This window comes from Mesorhizobium sp. M1396 (genome assembly GCF_040317725.1).
Taxonomy (GTDB): Bacteria; Pseudomonadota; Alphaproteobacteria; order Rhizobiales; family Rhizobiaceae; genus Mesorhizobium.
The window spans coordinates 93,349-109,686 of sequence record NZ_JAMYLA010000019.1 but is presented as its reverse complement, the minus strand read 5'-3'; the positions used below and the strand labels follow the sequence as shown (position 1 = coordinate 109,686).

General features: G+C 60.4%; 15 protein-coding genes. 12 read left to right on the top strand and 3 right to left on the bottom strand.

Going from position 1 to position 16,338, the window contains the following annotated elements; translation table 11 throughout:
• From NKH02_RS15145 to NKH02_RS15120, 6 genes are all read left to right on the top strand, one after another.
• Positions 1 to 311, top strand: a 311-nt coding sequence (locus NKH02_RS15145) for a pilus assembly protein (protein WP_352879760.1), incomplete at its 5' end; no start/stop codon positions are given.
• 860 nt (positions 312 to 1,171) lie between these two features.
• Positions 1,172 to 2,386 (top strand): tyrosine-type recombinase/integrase, encoded by a 1,215-nt coding sequence (locus tag NKH02_RS15140; RefSeq protein WP_352879758.1) that lies wholly within the window; start codon positions 1,172 to 1,174, stop codon positions 2,384 to 2,386.
• Positions 2,383 to 2,937 carry a hypothetical protein gene (locus NKH02_RS15135; protein WP_352879757.1) on the top strand — a complete coding sequence of 185 codons (555 nt, stop codon included), beginning with the start codon at positions 2,383 to 2,385 and terminating at the stop codon, positions 2,935 to 2,937. Before NKH02_RS15140 ends, NKH02_RS15135 begins: the two co-directional genes overlap by 4 nt.
• An 84-nt stretch (positions 2,938 to 3,021) precedes the next feature.
• Complete coding sequence (locus NKH02_RS15130) at positions 3,022 to 3,300, top strand: helix-turn-helix transcriptional regulator (RefSeq protein WP_352879756.1); 279 nt, start codon at positions 3,022 to 3,024, stop codon at positions 3,298 to 3,300.
• 277 nt (positions 3,301 to 3,577) lie between these two features.
• Entirely contained in the window at positions 3,578 to 3,781 is a 204-nt protein-coding gene (locus NKH02_RS15125; RefSeq protein ID WP_352879754.1) for a hypothetical protein, read from the top strand.
• Positions 3,778 to 5,358 carry a hypothetical protein gene (locus NKH02_RS15120; RefSeq protein ID WP_352879752.1) on the top strand — a complete coding sequence of 527 codons (1,581 nt, stop codon included), beginning with the start codon at positions 3,778 to 3,780 and terminating at the stop codon, positions 5,356 to 5,358. The genes NKH02_RS15125 and NKH02_RS15120 overlap by 4 nt, the downstream gene beginning before the upstream one ends.
• 349 nt (positions 5,359 to 5,707) lie before the next feature.
• Here the strand turns inward: NKH02_RS15120 and NKH02_RS15115 are convergent, their stop codons facing one another.
• The 3 genes from NKH02_RS15115 to NKH02_RS15105 all read right to left on the bottom strand — a co-directional run bounded on the left by NKH02_RS15115 (position 5,708) and on the right by NKH02_RS15105 (position 7,928).
• Positions 5,708 to 6,616: a TIR domain-containing protein gene (locus NKH02_RS15115; RefSeq protein WP_352879750.1), complete on the bottom strand. Its 909-nt coding sequence runs from the start codon at positions 6,614 to 6,616 to the stop codon at positions 5,708 to 5,710.
• A 177-nt stretch (positions 6,617 to 6,793) separates the two neighbouring features.
• Positions 6,794 to 7,384 carry a hypothetical protein gene (locus tag NKH02_RS15110; RefSeq protein WP_352879748.1) on the bottom strand — a complete coding sequence of 197 codons (591 nt, stop codon included), beginning with the start codon at positions 7,382 to 7,384 and terminating at the stop codon, positions 6,794 to 6,796.
• 1 nt (position 7,385) lies between these two features.
• The gene (locus tag NKH02_RS15105) at positions 7,386 to 7,928 is read right to left on the bottom strand and encodes a hypothetical protein (protein WP_352879746.1); all 543 of its coding nucleotides are present in this window, start codon (positions 7,926 to 7,928) and stop codon (positions 7,386 to 7,388) included.
• A gap of 421 nt (positions 7,929 to 8,349) precedes the next feature.
• Here NKH02_RS15105 and NKH02_RS15100 point away from each other — a divergent pair, with 421 nt between their 5' ends.
• The 6 genes from NKH02_RS15100 to NKH02_RS15075 all read left to right on the top strand — a co-directional run bounded on the left by NKH02_RS15100 (position 8,350) and on the right by NKH02_RS15075 (position 16,290).
• Positions 8,350 to 8,547, top strand: a complete 198-nt coding sequence (locus NKH02_RS15100; RefSeq protein WP_352879744.1) for a hypothetical protein — start codon at positions 8,350 to 8,352, stop codon at positions 8,545 to 8,547.
• Positions 8,544 to 8,963, top strand: a complete 420-nt coding sequence (locus tag NKH02_RS15095; protein WP_352879742.1) for a hypothetical protein — start codon at positions 8,544 to 8,546, stop codon at positions 8,961 to 8,963. Before NKH02_RS15100 ends, NKH02_RS15095 begins: the two co-directional genes overlap by 4 nt.
• A complete protein-coding gene (locus tag NKH02_RS15090; RefSeq protein WP_352879740.1) occupies positions 8,960 to 10,468 on the top strand; it encodes a terminase large subunit domain-containing protein in 1,509 nt (502 codons plus the stop codon). Before NKH02_RS15095 ends, NKH02_RS15090 begins: the two co-directional genes overlap by 4 nt.
• 75 nt (positions 10,469 to 10,543) lie before the next feature.
• The gene (locus NKH02_RS15085) at positions 10,544 to 11,236 is read left to right on the top strand and encodes a hypothetical protein (RefSeq protein WP_352879738.1); all 693 of its coding nucleotides are present in this window, start codon (positions 10,544 to 10,546) and stop codon (positions 11,234 to 11,236) included.
• A gap of 320 nt (positions 11,237 to 11,556) precedes the next feature.
• Positions 11,557 to 13,689 (top strand): site-specific DNA-methyltransferase, encoded by a 2,133-nt coding sequence (locus NKH02_RS15080; RefSeq protein WP_352879736.1) that lies wholly within the window; start codon positions 11,557 to 11,559, stop codon positions 13,687 to 13,689.
• 3 nt (positions 13,690 to 13,692) lie between these two features.
• A complete protein-coding gene (locus NKH02_RS15075) occupies positions 13,693 to 16,290 on the top strand; it encodes a DEAD/DEAH box helicase (RefSeq protein WP_352879734.1) in 2,598 nt (865 codons plus the stop codon).
• Positions 16,291 to 16,338: the final 48 nt, after the last annotated feature.

Here is a 16,338-nt window from a genome sequence, read left to right as displayed (position 1 = left end):
TCGGGATCTTCGCCTTCGGCTGGTCGATGCACTCCGTGTCCAGCGTTCGCTATGTGTTGGAGACATCATCACGCTCGCTGCAGCTTAAGAACACGCTGACCCAGGCCGACATCCAGTCGATCGCCACGCAGAAATTGGAGGCCCTGGGTTTGAAGGATGTGAACGTCGCAATCGCTATCGACCCGGCGAGCGGTGGCTTCCGCATGGCGCATCTGACCGCCAGCTATGCCTTCGTCATCGACTTCCCTTACTTCAGCAACTTCCCGATCAACTACGCGACAACCGTTACGGTACCGATGGTCGGGAGTTAGGCTAGATCTGCCCAGTACGGGCTTTGGGCGGTCATGTAACGCAAGCTTGGCACTCCGGCCGGCTTTCGACGGCACAGGGCTAGCTTATATATTCATTAATGCTAATATAAAGCTGTCGCAACGTCATGTCCGAGCATGTCTCGGAGTGTGCACTGTGGGGGTTCCAATGAGAGTGGCTATATTTTGCGCGGCTATCGTGTTCGCTGCGACGGGTGTCGCTGTTGCCAAGGAAAAGAAGGTGGCAGTCAGTGACGCCGCCGCCTTGTGTTCTACCAACCCGTCAACCAAGAAGCCCGTTCCAAAGCTGGACTGTAGTGTGACCGGAACCGCCAAATCGGAAGACAGCGGCCCAAAGGCAGAGCCGCGCCTCGGATACGACTCGAATCCGTGGATCATAACTGGCTTTTGACTTTGCTTTGACAGACGCCAAGTTCAAGCGCTGAAGGGAGCCGCCTTAACCGGCGGGCGCCCGTTTCAGCATAGCCTTTCATGCAACGCCGTCCTTGTCGCTCGAGCCGCCGGCCGAAGCATGTCGCAAGATGCGGGTGAAGTCTCTGGTACGCCCAAGGGGAATCGAACCCCTGTTACCGCCGTGAAAGGGCCGCGTTTCGGCACCCCGGTTAGCCCCCGCTAGCTCCGGTAGAGCGAACTAAAGCACTGATGTAAATATTTTTTCGGCGCCGGCGAGTAGCAGGGGCTAGCGCGGGAGCGCCCTGGCATATTAACCTGATTTTTAACCCGGTTGGCCGGGGATACTGGAGATCAGGGAAGTGGCGAGAACTGTCAGGGACGCGAAACTTGAGACGAGGGCGGCGCGGTCGCGACTGCCCAAGGGGGACGATCCGCATTGGCGAACGCTGGTGCCGGGCGAGCTTCATCTGGGATACCGCAAGAGGCGCGCCGACGCGCCGGGCAAGTGGCTGGTCCGACGCTACCTAGGGGCGGTTGAGAAGGGCAAGAACCCCTACCAGAAGGAGACGCTGGGCTTCGCCGATGACTATCGGGACGCCGACGGCGTGACCGTGCTGTCCTACGCTGACGTGCAGCGGCGAGCGCACGACTGGGCTGCGGCGGCGTTGAGGGGAGGCGCCGTCGCGTCCCCCCGGCACCCCACGGTGCGCGACGTTGTCGAGGACTACATCGCGTTCCTGAAGGCCGAGCGGCGAACTGGCCGCGACGCCGATCGGCGAGCCAGCAACTTCATCCTCCCGGAGCTCGGCGGTCTCAAGGTCTCAGAGCTGACCACCACTCGCCTGGTGCAGTGGCGGGACGCACTGGCCGCTTCGCCCGCCCGCCTGCGCACCCGGAAGGGCAGAGAGCAGCGCTACCGGGCGGCCCCGGCCACGCCTGGGGAGGCCCGCGCACGGCGCGCGACCGTCAACCGGACCGTCACGGTGCTGAAGGCCGCACTGAACCGCGCCTTCGAGCACGGCCGGGTGAACGACGACCTAGCGTGGAGGCGGCTGAAGCCCTTCGACAAGGTAGACGTGGCTCGCCCTGGCCACCTGTCCGTCGCCGAGGCCCAGCGCCTGATCAACGCCGCCGACGCCGCCAGCGGCTTCCGCGACGTCGCGCACGGCGCGCTCCTGACGGGGTGCCGCTACGGCGAACTCTGTCGACTGCTGGTTGGCGACTTCCAGCGCGGGCGGATCGTCGTCCGGGAGTCGAAGAGCGGCAAGCCGCGCGACGTGCGCCTGACCGACGAGGCAGCGTCGTACTTCCGGACGCTGGCGGCCGGCCGCCCGGCCGACGCCCTGATGTTCACCCACGCCGATGGCTCGGCGTGGGCTAAGTCGCATCAGGCGCGGCCCATGCGCGACGCCTGCGCGACTGCGCAGATCGTGCCGGCTGTTGGCTTCCATCAGTTGCGCCATACATGGGCCTCTCTGGCCGTGATGAACGGCATGCCGCTGATGATCGTGGCCGAGAACCTGGGCCACACGGATACGCGCATGGTCGAGAAGCACTACGGCCACCTGACGGAGGACTATCGCGATGAAGCAATCCGCACCAGCGGGCCGCGCTTCGGCGTCGCGATGACGGGCAATGTGGTATCGATGGAGGCACGGCGATGACGGTCGAGAGGCCAGCATGGCCGGCGGCAACCGATAAGATGGGCATCGAGCTTCTCGCTTTTTGGGTCGAGGAGCAGCTTCCGCTGCTGAAGGAGGAGATCGACGCAGCCGATGCGGAGTTCGACGAAGATACGTTGTTCTTACTGCACGTCGGGGAGCTAGATGCTCTCGCACATGGTTTCGAGGGCAAAGAGCTTGGGCGATGGAGGAACGTTGCGGAAATTCTGCGGACAGGTAACGCGACAGACGGATTCATGTCGGCAGTTGCCGATCTTATAGAGCACGGCGGTTTTACGAACCGTGCGAAACTAGCCTCGCATCGCGCTCTGCACATCTACAATGAGAAGCGTCTGGTGGAGAAAGTGCTTCGGATCGAGTTTGGCCAGCGAACGACCGAGAAGAAGCGCATCCATATGGCGACACGAATCGCTGCTTTCCTCGAAGGCGTAGAGATCGCCGACGTGCAGAAAGCGGTTAAGACTTTCAAGGATCCTCGCCGTCGGCCGCTTCTAGAAATGAGGTTGCGAGTCATGACCGGGCCTCGTGCATAATTTTCTGCGTTTCTAAAACCGGTCGATAGTCCCATAGGCTTGCGCAGGCTAGTATTGGCTTAGTTACCAAGAGGACCTAAGCCTATGAATTCAGTATATAAAACATCGGGTCAGGAGCTAGAGGCGGCACTCTCCATTCCGGAGTTCTGTCGCAGGTTCGGCATCTCAACGCCGACTTACTACAAGATGCGCGCCGAGGGTCGCGCGCCACGCGAAATTCGCATGGTCGGGGCAGTCGTTCGCATCAGCGCCGACGCCGTACGCGACTGGATCGCCGACGCCGAGAGAGAGGACGCCGCCGCCGTTCAGCGAGCGAAACTGAAGGCACGTTCGATCTATGCCCTCGCCTCAGCCGGGCGGTGAGGTCGTCATGAGCAGGGCAAGCAGGGAGCGCACCCACTGGGCGCTGAGAGTAGACGGAACCGACTTCGAGCGCATGGCGGCAAATGAGCGAGTGCCGGGCGGAGTACGGCTGTCGGTCGCCCATCGCGGGCGACGGGTTGGACATGGCCCAACCTTCTACGTCTATCGACTCGACTCACTAGGGCTGATCGTTCCGCCGGAGAGCATGAGCCTTTGGCGGCGACCTCTGGATACACCTGATTGCGCTCAACTCCGCCGAGCGCGACTGGAAGCGGCGGTGAAGCGCACCCAGGTGCGCGCGATTGTAAATGCGAACCCCGCTTGCCCCATTGATCACATCGATCGCCGAACTCTCGGCCTACTGTGGGCAATCGAAGCCGAAGACATCGCCGTCATACAGGCCGCCGGCCTCGATCCCGCGTCCGTACTGGACATGGACGAACTGCCGATCGTCGACGAGGGACCGCGGGGTACAGAATGAGCGTCCTTCAGAAGATGCCCGACGAGCCGGAGCCAGATCGCGCGGAACGACTCCTCATCTTGTTCGACGGTGAACGAACGCGCCACGGCACCTACGACCCGACCCGACTCCGCCTCGTCGGTGACAAGTTGGAGATGAAAGACGAGAGAGGGCAGGGACCACGCGACGTATCGGGTCCACCGACAATCAATCTATGGCGACGGCATCTGTCGGGCGAGCTTCCGCTTGGCGTCAGGCCAGTCGGCGACGACGGCAGGTGCCGATGGGGTGTCGTCGACGTCGACAGCTACGGAGTGGATCACGCCGACCTCGTCGCGAAGGTCGAGGCGGAGCGGCTTCCGCTCGTCGCGTGCCGGTCAAAGTCGGGCGGTGCGCACCTATTTCTGTTTCTGAGCGAATGGTCATCTCAGGCAGCGGTGAATGCGGCCTTGAGGGCGATGGCAGTGCAGCTGGATTTGCCAGCTGACACGGAGGTCTACCCCCCGGCCAGCGGCGAGGGGAATTGGCTCAACATGCCATACTTCGGGGGCGACCAGACGGACCGCTATGCCGTGAAGAAGGGCGGCCTCGCCATGTCGCTGGCGGAGTTCCTGTACTCGGCTGAGCGATCCTGGATGTCTGCCGAAGATCTCGGTCGTCTGTCGAAGCCCACCCGCCGCACCGATCGCACTAGTACCGGGGGAGGGAAAGCAGGGAGGGCAGCTCGCGATCTCGGAAGGTACTCGGCCGAGCTTGCCAGCAAGCGAGAGGGTGGCCGAGCGAAGCTGCTCTACGGACGCGCCAAGGACATGGGGAAGATGATCGGCGCGGGTTGGATCGACGAGGACGCTGTGTGGAGCGGGCTTCTGCAATCGGCGACCGCCGGCAGCGTCGATCCTCTACCCTATGGTGAGGCCAGCGGCCACATCAAGAGGGGCATCGAAGACGGAAAGAAGGAGCCGCCCACCGACGACGATGACAATCGATATCCGGTCGTTGAAAGCATCGTCATCTGGCGAGGCGGCGAGGAAACCTTGTGGGAGATTACGCTGGCCGGGCACGGCACCGTCACGCTCCCGGTAAAGGAGGCGATGCACTACTGGACTTTCAACGTGCGATGCGCCGACAAGCTCCGCACGTCCTTTCGCCAAATGAAGGCCGACGCGTGGAACGATCAGATTGCAGTTGCCCTCGCCGCTGCCGAGGAGCGGGAGATTTCCCCCGACGAAACCGTCGAGGGCATGTTCCGCGATGGGCTGCGCGAGTTCTGCTTGCACAGGCATCGCGGCGATAGAATCGAGGACCTCATCCTGGGAAAACCCGCCCACGTAGACGATGACAGGCGCATCTACTTTCGCTTTGAAGACTTTCACCGGTCCCTCGAAAGAAAGGATTCCGGCCCGTTCAGGAGTACAAAGCGCCAGGTCCTTGGCAGGCTTCTAGCGGGGATTGGCCGCGAAGGCGTCGACCACGGCAAGACGACCAAGAAGCTGAAGGGGGTGACCACCGAGGTTCGATGGATCAGGATCGACCTGTTCGAGAGCATCGAGCCGCATAAGCGAGAGGACCTTCCGGCCTTGCCGGGGGAGCCGATCTGATGGTCGCGCTGAAAGCCGCGCAAAGTATCCCGAAATCGGGTTCTGCTTTTTCGCAAATCCTCGCCGGCGTTCCGGTGTAAGCGTGTGTAAAGGACCTAAAGCCGTTAAAGCCGTTACGCGCGCGCGCGATCATACGCGCGGGCGTTCGCGCATAGCCACGGCTTTCGCGGCCATGCGCAGAAGGCCCCCGGCCGACCGCCGCCCCCCGGGTTAGGTGGGCGAGCCGGCATCCGCTGCTGGGGCCGTAGGGACATCACACAAGGCCGGCGCAGCGCGGGCGGCGGAAGGGTTACCCCCGGAGCGCGCCGCACGCGCCGCAGCGCGCTGCACGGGTTCGGCGCTAGCGCGCTCACCTGTTTCGAGTTACCCCCGGCACCAGTCCCTCTCGCTCCAGTACCCGACGTATCTCGTCCTTGGCGCTGTTAATATCCCCCTTGGGAAACGGGATGTAAGTCAGCCCGTGAATATTCGAGAAGTCGGCGCAGTTCTTCTCCATCAGAATGATCGCCCTCTCAAAGCCGAGGCGGCCCTGAAAAAGACCTAGTTCGTGTACGACGTTCATACGTGCGGTGAGACTCCCGTCGCTCGTCTCATCCTCCCCAGTCATCACTAAAAAGGCGAAGCCGGCCTGGTCGAGCATCTGCTTCAGACGTTCCGTCGTCGAGCGGCCGGCAACCGCCTCGCTGTTGAATTCTACGCACTCGAGGCCCAGCCTGTCGACGAGGTAGTCCTTGAGGTCTCGCCAGACGGCCGATCTGCCATGGCCAACGAATATGCGCTTATTGTTCGTATCTGCCATCTGTTGCTCCGTGTTTGCCGCATCAGCTAGCGCTTGCTCGACTTCGTCCCATCCCAAGCTAGTCAGCCCGTAGAAATCGTTGGCACGAAACCGCACGAGGTCGTCCTTCAATGCTTCGGCTAGAACGTGAGATACGGCGTCGCCATCGACGGCGCCGATCAAGCCAGCCAAATTTTCAGGCCAGCCGACGTCTACAAAGCCCATTCGGTCGTCGTCCAACTGGGCCGCTATCCAAAGTAAAAGGTGGTCGACCTGAACGCGGGTAGGCGGAAGTTTCTCGCCGCCCCATATGTCTAAGTTCGATGAGTCGATAACGGGCCATGGATTGCCGCATCTGCGCCTTACTGAATGGCTGAGCCGCGCTCGGAACATCCGATTGGTGACGCGCGGGTGTATCATCTCGATCGCCGTTCCAGTGATCTCGTACTGACCACAGCGCTCGCAATCGACCTGCCTCATGTCAAAACTGCCGCCGGTATCGGCAGGGGCCCGACAGATTGGGCATTCTCCATTAAGCATCACAGCCGCTCAGTTGCAGTTGCCGGGCACCGGAGTCACTACTCTGTCTCGTTCTTTGGAGCTAGTGTTCCAGATATTTTTGGACGCCGGCGGGCATATCAGCCGGCGCGGCCGTGGCTAAGGCCGCTGACGAGCGAGCTGAACCAAAAAGGCCTCGTAGGCGGGAACGTTGGCGATAAGCCCGGTCACTCTGTCGGATAGTTGAATGCCCAGCGGAGACTTTTTGAACGATGAGGGTCGCTGAAATCCGTCGTAGCCAAACGTATTCTGCGCACCGTTAGCGAGTTGTCGGCACCAGTCGCGAATATGGCTGACATGCTGGAGAAGCATTGTCGTGTCATTGCGGTCGGAGGTTAGCTGCCCGTGGAAAATCTTGTTCCGGGCGTCCATGGCGTCGCTCAATCGATTCCGCAGCACATGATGCTGGGCTCCGATCAACGCGGCGATGCTGGTGCCTGACAATTCGCCGATGCCGGCCTCGAAGTGATAGAAGTAGATGCGCCCCTGCGCCCCGAGAGCATCGCGGAGAGGTTTGACATCCTTGCGTTCAAACGCCGTCGACTGGAATACAAGATAGGTGAATAGTCTCCTCATCTGCCGCTCTGCGCGTAACAGAGAAAGCGAAAAAGCATCCACTCCTTTTGTCTGATGACCAGATTTCTCGATTTCTTCAACCGGCTGGAAATCTTCCTCGTAGCTTGCAGTCATTTTATGTCCTCACCATTTTCACGTCAAAGTTCACCAAGGCGGTATAACTTTGGATGATAGCGCCGGTTACGTACACTTTCTTTGTCTTTCCATCCACAGTCTTAGCGACGGTAGCACCCACCCCGTTCTTAATGGCCCAACCGAGTTCGATGTTGATTCGGCCTTTGAGTGGGTTGCCATGCTTGTACGGGCTGTCTTTCACGTACTTCTCATAGTCCGATGCCCACTTCTCGTCGGACATGCATAGCTCAAGTGTGTGTCCGGTGAGGTCGGGCCCGAACTCGCCGTTCCTACACAGGCGCTTTGCGGCTTCAACCGCCCGGTCGACAAGGCTCTTCATCAACTGCATGCGCATCGCGTCCGTCGCGGCGATAAGTTCATTGTCCATCACGTGCTTCTCCAGGATCTGCTGTATGAGCTCGCTTACATCGATCCCTTGCTCATCTGCCTGTCGCTTCAGACCTGTGGCGACCACTGTATCGAGACTTGCCACAACCCTCGTGGTTGATTGTCCAAACTCTGTTTTAAGACTCATAGCTCTCATGACCTCTCGGTAAGGTCGACCTCTTCGTAAGGTCGATGCCATCTACTAGCACAATGGATGGCCATGGTCAATTATATAGATGGCATCTGCTGTATCGCTGATGCCATCCGCCAGAAGCGGAGGCGTCCAGACCTTAAGGGGAGAAATTTCTCGCGTGGAATAACCGCGCTCGTCGCTGAACCTTGTCACGTTCGCGCGACCGATACCTCCGCCCCTACGCGGCGGAAACGAGTGCCAGCGCTAGCCAGTAAAAGCTAAGATAATCAAATACTTAGAGCCTAATTTTAAGCTATACTAGCCCCCGTCAGTTAATATGGAGGTTAATATGGCGCCTATTTACCCCTCCGTTCGCCCCCGAGTGGCACCGGGCAAAGGGCTCAGGTCGTCGGTCGTTCGCTCTCCTCCGGCCGAAGGGCAAGCGATGAAGACATCGGGTGTCGGCGCCGACGACCTCATCCGCGTCTTGCGCCCTCGCGCCGTCCGTATCTATCGCGACTGCATGACCGTCGGCGCGTTTGCGGCCGAGGTAGGGGACCTTCGGGCAGCGCTGCGGCAACTCGTCAGCAGTCACAAGGCTGGCCTGATAGCCTTCCAGTCTGGAAGGCGAGCGCCGAAGTGACGAAGCCCCGGGCATCGGGCGTGAGGCCGGTGTATCCGGCTACCCATCGGACCCGCATCACCAACGGCAAGGACCTGCTTCCGGGCGTCGATGGCCGCAGTTTCTGGGTCCGCCGCATGCGCGACGTGATGGCACTCCATGTCTCCGACCTTGGCGGTGTCGACGCTTGCAGCGAGGCCGAGAAGAGCATCATCAGGCGCGCCGCTGCCATAACCATCGAGATGGAGCGGCTGGAGCGTGTATTCGCACTGGCCGGGGACACAGGACCCGACCTCGACACGCTCAGCTTGTACTCGCGTCTAGCCAATACACTGCGCCGTCTTCTCGACATGACCGACCTTCAACGGCGGTCGCGCGACATCACCCCGACGATCGACGAGTACATGCATGCCGTCGCCCAGGAGGCGGTCGCATGAACATCCTGCAGGCGTGCGCCGACCCCAATCTCTTCGGCCCATGGTTCCGCCGCCCGGCGACTTGGCGTGTCTGGTTCACCTATCTGGCAGTGCTGTTCGGCCTTCCGTTGGACGACGACCAGTTGGTTCTGTTTCGGCACCACACTGGGCGCTTGAACCCGGCGACTGAGCCGTCGGCTGAGGCTTGGCTTGTGGTTGGTCGGCGCGGCGGCAAGAGCTTCGTGATGGCGCTGATCGCGGTCTACCTTGCCTGCTTCCGGCAGTATCGTCACCACCTTCAGCCTGGGGAGCGCGCCACCATCCTTGTCATAGCTGCCGACCGTAAGCAGGCCCGGACAATCATGCGCTACGTGCGGGGCCTTCTGACGAACATCCCAATCCTGTTCATGATGGTGAAGAACGAGACGGCCGAGGCCTTCGACCTGAACAACTCAGTGACGATCGAGGTTGGTACGGCCTCTCATCGCTCCACGCGCGGCTACACGTTTGCCGCCGTCCTGTGTGACGAGCTTGCCTTCTGGCGAACCGACGACAGCGCTGAGCCCGACTATGCCATCCTCGATGCCATCCGCCCCGGCATGGCGACTATCCCCGGCGCCATGCTCTTGTGCGCGTCCAGTCCCTATGCCCGGCGCGGTGCGCTGTGGGACGCATTCCGTCTGCACTGGGGGCAGGAGGCCGGTCCGCTGGTCTGGCGAGCCACGACGCGCGAGATGAATCCCTCGGTGCCGCATTCGGTCATTGACGAGGCGATGACGCGGGACGCCGCGTCCGCTCGCGCGGAATACATGGCTGAGTTCCGCACCGACATGGAGATGCTCGTCACTCGCGAGTGCGTTGCGGCCTGCGTCTCCCCCGGCGTTCGAGAGCGCCCGCCGGTCCCGGGCGGACGGTACGTCGCTTTCGTCGATCCGTCGGGCGGTAGCGCCGACAGCATGACGCTGGCCATTGCGCATGCCGAGGGCGACGACGCCGTACTGGATGCCGTCCGGGAGGCGATACCACCATTCTCGCCTGACGCTGTCGTCTCAACCTTCGCAGCCCTTATCCGCTCCTATGGGATTCGTTCCGTCACGGGTGACCGCTACGGAGGCGAGTTTCCGCGCGAATTGTTTCGTCGCTACGGCGTCGACTACCGACTGTCCGACCGGAACCGCTCCGATCTCTACCTTGCACTCGTCCCTGCGATCAATTCGCACCGCGTGGACCTCCTCGATGTCACTCGTTTAGAGAGCCAACTGGTTGGGCTGGAGCGACGGACCAGCCGAAACGGGCGTGACATCGTTGATCACCCCCCGGGCGGCCACGACGATCTAGCAAACGCCGTCGCGGGAGCCCTGACGATGGCGAGTTCAGCGGCCAAGGCGATTGTATTGGTCGGATCAATCGGCGGTTACGGTGGTAGCGGGCTCATCTCCTGGCGCGAAGTGGCGGACGACCGGCGGCCGCGCGCATGGGTGCGCCGCTACCTGAGCGAAGATGAAGCCGGGGGGCTGATGCAGTGACCCGGGACCGAGTTTTTTCAGGGTTAGCGAGATCAGCATGGCGGCTGATCTTGCTTCAAATGAGAGGATTTCCAAATGCCGAAACAGATCACTGAAATCGAGATCGAAGCTCGTATTGCGCCGGCGTCGACCCGGTGGCCAAGCACTGCAATACACTGGGAGAAGCTAAAGGAAGCCGTGGCCGCCGTGCGCGCGCTGATCACCGCCGTTGACGCGAACTGTCGCGGGGTGGAGCAGGACAGTGACCTCAGTCCGGAGGGCATCTATCGGAAGCGCGCCGAAATCGGCCGCCGTGCTGTCGGAGACCTCACTGACTTCGCGCCGCTCCGCTCGGCCGAGAGCGCGGTTAGCAGGGCTGTAGCGGTATTCGAGTCGGGGATGGTCGACCTCCCAAAGGCCCCCTCCGGCATAGCCGAAGTTGCGCTTGCTCAGGAGCTTCGCGCCCACGTACGAGCACAGGAAAATCCCACTGGTTTCGTGTTGAATCATCTAGACGACGGGCGGGTGGTTGGGGCCGTGCTGCACGCCCCCGGCTTTCTCTCCGGGCTTAAGGACGAAGGACTCAACGTGATAAGAGATCGTGCGAGATCGGCTCTGCACCCCGAGCAGGTCCAGCATCGTAAGGAGGCTGAGGAGGCTCTTGAAGTGCTGCGCAAGGGGATCGCGGCAGCCCAACGGATGATTCTGGCCAGAACGGAAACTCGCATCGACCGAGACGATAAGGTCCGTGGCATTCGCGAGCCGGTACCGGGTGGAATAGCGGCCTGAATTGGCACTCAGCGTGTCCCGCCGAAACGCCCGGAATGGGCACTTGCGCCGACGGCGGCCGATGCGGAGTTCCCGCCCAGCGGCCGGTTCGTCATAACGCCGAGCAGACCCGTGTCAACTCGTCAGAGCCGAGAAACCTCTTTTTGAGGATCCACCCCCGATTCGTACCTACCAATAGATGGGGAGCGAGTTCGCTGGAGATTGTAAAGCACAGTGAGATCCGGCAGGAATGACCATTCTGTCTCATCGCAATTACAACCCTCTGTTTGCAGAAATCCTGGATACAGGGGTGTCCGTGCCACCATCCATGAGGAGCTGACTTGTCTCGTCTAACGGAGCTTATTGCTCAGGCCAAGGCTAAGGACCCCCAGATGGGAGCGGACCTGGAACGCGAGTTCAAGGCACTGTCTTCACGTCGCGCCTTCGGGCTGAACTTCGAGCGGCACCGGCCCGAGGCTGTCGAGTTGCCTCAGCGCCCCGTACGCAAGGGAGACAAAGTGAGGGTTAGGCCCAAGAGGGGATCGATCACGAAGGGGGATCAACGGCTGTGGCTAGTTAAGAAGATCGACAAGCTCGACGGTTCTCGCGTCGCACGCCTGGAACTACTTGGTGGTGCCGAGCCGGCAACCCTAGAGGTCGCGGTGGAGAATCTGGTTGTCGTGGCCGAATTCCGGGATCTTATCCACCCAGGTTTGGTCAGTACGGGGAAAGTCGAGCGCGGCGGCGAAAAGCCGTTTCACACTGTTATCAATGGCGAGAATTATCATGCCTTGAAGGCACTAACCTACACGCACCGGGGCAAGATCGACTTAATCTACATTGACCCCCCTTACAACGGCGGGGCGCGCGATTGGAAATACAACAACGACTATGTTGCCGAAGATGATCTTTATCGGCATAGCAAATGGCTTGCCTTTATGGAAAGGCGGTTGGAGATCGCAAAGGAACTCTTACACCCGTCGGCTTCGGTATTAATCTGCTCTATCGATGAAAATGAAGTCCATCGTTTAGAATTACTGCTGGAACAGGTTTTCCAAGGCGTTCGGATACAGTTGATCTCAACTGTTATCAATCCAAAAGGTGCGTCTTTGGGGGGTGATTTTGCGAGAGTCGAGGAGCATCTTCTCATCGTCTATTTCGGTGGCCGTGTTGTCCCTGAGGTGCGGGACATGCTCGATGAGAGCAAGAACTCGGCTGCCAGTCGCACAGTCAAGTGGTCCAGCCTGATTCGAGGTGGCGCGCAAGGTATCCGCACCGACAGTCCTGGAGCCTTCTACCCAGTCTTCATTGACTGCGAGCGTTCACAAATCCATTCTTTCGGCAAGGCACTGTCCTGGGACCAAACGCGGGAATCTATAGAGGTGCCCGACAGGACCGTCGCGGTCTGGCCACCAAATCACCCGAGCGGAGTTGAAGGTAGATGGGGCATTGGGCCGGATACGGCGCGCGCGCTCCTCACAAAGGGTGCTCTTCGGCTTGGGACAATCGATCCTGAGATAGGCAAATTCCCATTGTCCTACCTCTCCTCGGGGATCATGGAGAAGGTAGAGTCAGGAGAGATCGAGACCATAGGCAGAAGGCCTGACGGCACATTGGTCGTTCGTTACCCCGAGGATACAAAAGTCACTCAGCCAAAGACCGTTTGGAAGATGGCCTCGCACAATGCGGGCGAGTACGGCAGTAAACTGCTCTGGACTCTGCTGCCACAGCGTAAGTTCCCGTTCCCCAAGTCCCTCTACGCCGTCGAGGACATACTTAGTTTTTTCCTCCGCAAGAAGACAGATGCCACGGTGCTCGACTTCTTTTCCGGGTCCGGCACTACGGCCCATGCAGTCATGCGTTTGAACCGGCAGGACAATGGTCGCCGACAGTGCATCTCCGTAACCAACAACGAGGTCGCCGCCGACGAGCAAGCCGCCCTGCGCAAGCGAGGACTCTGGCCCGGTGACCCCGAATGGGAGCAGTGGGGCATCTGCGATTACATCACCAAGCCTCGCGTCGAAGCGGCGATTACGGGCAAGACCCCGAGCGGCGAGCCGATCAAAGGCGACTACAAATTTACTGACGAATTTCCCATGGCCGATGGGTTAGAAGAGAACGCCGAGTTCTTTACCTTAACCTACGAGACGCCTGTGGCCGTCAGCCACAATATTGCCTTTGCACGTATCGCGCCGCTGCTTTGGATGCGCGCCGGCAGTGTAGGCCGGCGCATCGATGTGCTCCCCCCTTCGGGTTGGGACATGGCCGAAACCTACGGTCTGCTGACCGATCTTGATCAGACCGCGATCTTCTGCGAAGCCGCTGAAAAGGTGGATGACCTGCGGCTCGCCTACATCGTTACCAACGATGACCGCCGCTTCCAAGCAGTTGCACGGCGATTACCCGACTCGGTGGAGTGCGTTCGCCTCTATGAGTCTTACCTCTCCAACTTCCGCTTCGCGAATGGTGGGTGACTGATGAAATTCACCCTGAAGGACTATCAGGACGAGGCTGTCCGTGACGTTCTCGTGAATCTTCGCAAGGCTCGCAAGCGCTGGCACGAGGACCACGACAAACATGCTTTTTCCCTGACTGCGACCACGGGCGCCGGAAAGACCGTCATGGCAGCCGCTGCGTTCGAGGCGCTGTTCCACGGCGACGACAACTTTGAGTTCGAGGCCGATTCTGGTGCGGTTGTCATCTGGTTCAGCGACGATCCGGCTCTCAATGAGCAGACGCGGTTTCGACTGCTCGAAGCTTCCGACCGTTTAGAGTTCACCGATCTTGTGGTCGTGCAAAACACGTTCAACCGGGAGAAGTTCGAGGCGGGCAAGGTGTACTTTCTCAATACCCAGAAGTTGGGCAAGAAGAGCCTCCTCGTGCGTGGCCCCGATCCAGAGGAGGAGCGCGTCCGGGGCGGTGGCCTATTTCCAGAGACGCGTGCGGATCTGCGCTCTCACACGATCTGGGACACGATCCAGAATACGACCGACGACCCCTCTTTGACGCTTTACCTCGTGCTTGATGAGGCGCACCGGGGCATGGGAACCCAGACCAACGGGGGGCAGGACGACAAGTCCACCATCGTCAAGCGGCTCATCAACGGAGTTGGCTCAGTGTCCGCGATTCCAATCGTCTGGGGCATCTCAGCAACGGTTGAGAAATTCAACGCGGCCATGGCGGGAGCGCAAGGCCGAGGGACCCTCCCAAACGTTGTGGTGGACGCAGCCAAGGTGCAGGAGTCGGGTCTGCTGAAGGACACGATCATTCTCGACATTCCGGATGAGGTGGGCCAGTTCGATACCGTCCTTGTGCGCCGCGCTACCGACAAAATTAAGGAGGTGAGCGCTGCCTGGGCCGAGTATGCAAAGCAGCAGGATGACGCGGATATCGTAAGACCTCTCATGGTCTTACAGGTACCGAATACCCCCGACCCCAACGAGATCGGCCGCGCTTTGGAAACGATATTTCAGCAATGGCCGGAACTGACAAGCGAAGCGATCGCGCACGTTTTCGGCGAGCACAGCACCCATGTCTTCGGCTCTCACTCTGTGCCCTATATCTCGCCCGAACGCGTACAGGACTCGACCTGGATACGCGTGCTCATCGCAAAGGACGCAATCAGCACAGGCTGGGACTGCCCGAGGGCCGAGGTTATGGTCTCTTTCCGCCCTGCCAAGGATCGCACACACATTACGCAGTTGCTCGGGCGCATGGTCCGAACGCCACTAGCTCGACGCATTCCGGGCAACGACAGGCTCAATTCCGTCGACTGCCTACTGCCATTCTTCGATGCCAAGTCGGTCGAGGCAGTTGCGGACGCGCTTATGAACGGTGGCGGCGACGGTGGTGATGCACCGCTGCCTGGCCGCAGGGTGCTTATCAATCCCAAGGAGATGACACCGAACCCGGCGGTACCAGAGGCGGTATGGGAAAAGTTTCTGTCATTGCCAGCGCAGTCGCTGCCCCAGCGGGCAGCAAGGCCGGTGAAGCGACTGACCGCACTCGCTCAGGAACTCGCTGCGGACGGATTGCTGTCCGACGCAGGCAAGAAAGCTCACGCGGAAATGCACAAGGTCCTGGATGGCGGCCACGTCCGTTATGCCGATGAGATCGCCACTGCGCGTAAAAGCGTGCTCACTGTCGAGGGCAAGACCCTAACGGCCGACCTGAAGGGCAAGGGGAAGTCTTTCGATGACTTCTGGGAGGATGCCGACTATGCGGTGATAGAAGACGCCTACCGCCGCGCGTCTCGCGTCCTGAGTCCGGACCTGTCGCGGACCTACGCCGAATACCTAGCAGACAAGGCGACGGACGCGGACTCCCGTGAAGATGCCCTCATGGAGGCTCACGCCGACATCGCCGCTTTGGGACTGGTGCCTGACGTGAAGATGTATCTCGATGCAGAGGCAGATAAGCTGTCCAAGGCATGGCTCGATAAATACCGCGTTTCGATCAAGAGCTTGTCTGACGAGCGTCAGGACGCATATCGCCAGATCAGGGAGATGAGCACAGACCCAGCCGACATCGATCTCGCCAAACCGAACTCCTGGATGGAGGCCACCTCCGCGCGCGAAGCGAATGGTAACGAAGCTCCTCTACCGACCTATCGGCACCACATGTTATGCGACGAGCACGGTGTATTCCCGGCAGAAATGAACACATGGGAAGTCGACGTGCTGAAAGCCGAGATGCGGCGCGACGGCCTCCAAGCCTGGTATCGGAACCCGTCGCGCTCAAGCCAGGATTCTCTCGGCGTAGCCTATGGCGACAATGGCCAGATCAAGATTGTCCGACCTGACTTCATTTTCTTCTCGATGCAATCGGACGGCACAATCGCGGCTGATATTGTGGACCCGCACGGCACTCAGTTCGGCGATGCTGTGCCAAAACTTCAGGGTCTCGCCCGCTACGCCGAAACGCACGCATCGGTCTACCGCCGCATCGAGTCAGTTGCCAAGGTCGGGGAAAGATTGCGCGTGCTGGACCTGACCAGGGCGGAAGTGCGCAAGGCGCTGGTCGAGGCTAAGGATGCAAAAAGCCTCTACGAGAGCCGTCTCGCAAGCGACTATTGAGTTTATCGAAATCGAATCGGTCCCGCTCGCGCGGGGTCGCCCCTCGCT

Coding starts and splice junctions, on each gene's coding strand:
- NKH02_RS15075 (WP_352879734.1), top strand. CDS start 13,693: ATGAAATTCACCCTGAAGGACTATCAGGACGAGGCTGTCCGTGACGTT.
- NKH02_RS15085 (WP_352879738.1), top strand. CDS start 10,544: ATGCCGAAACAGATCACTGAAATCGAGATCGAAGCTCGTATTGCGCCG.
- NKH02_RS15130 (WP_352879756.1), top strand. CDS start 3,022: ATGAATTCAGTATATAAAACATCGGGTCAGGAGCTAGAGGCGGCACTC.
- NKH02_RS15120 (WP_352879752.1), top strand. CDS start 3,778: ATGAGCGTCCTTCAGAAGATGCCCGACGAGCCGGAGCCAGATCGCGCG.
- NKH02_RS15100 (WP_352879744.1), top strand. CDS start 8,350: ATGAAGACATCGGGTGTCGGCGCCGACGACCTCATCCGCGTCTTGCGC.
- NKH02_RS15090 (WP_352879740.1), top strand. CDS start 8,960: ATGAACATCCTGCAGGCGTGCGCCGACCCCAATCTCTTCGGCCCATGG.
- NKH02_RS15135 (WP_352879757.1), top strand. CDS start 2,383: ATGACGGTCGAGAGGCCAGCATGGCCGGCGGCAACCGATAAGATGGGC.
- NKH02_RS15110 (WP_352879748.1), bottom strand. CDS start 7,384: ATGACTGCAAGCTACGAGGAAGATTTCCAGCCGGTTGAAGAAATCGAG.
- NKH02_RS15115 (WP_352879750.1), bottom strand. CDS start 6,616: ATGAGGCAGGTCGATTGCGAGCGCTGTGGTCAGTACGAGATCACTGGA.
- NKH02_RS15105 (WP_352879746.1), bottom strand. CDS start 7,928: ATGAGAGCTATGAGTCTTAAAACAGAGTTTGGACAATCAACCACGAGG.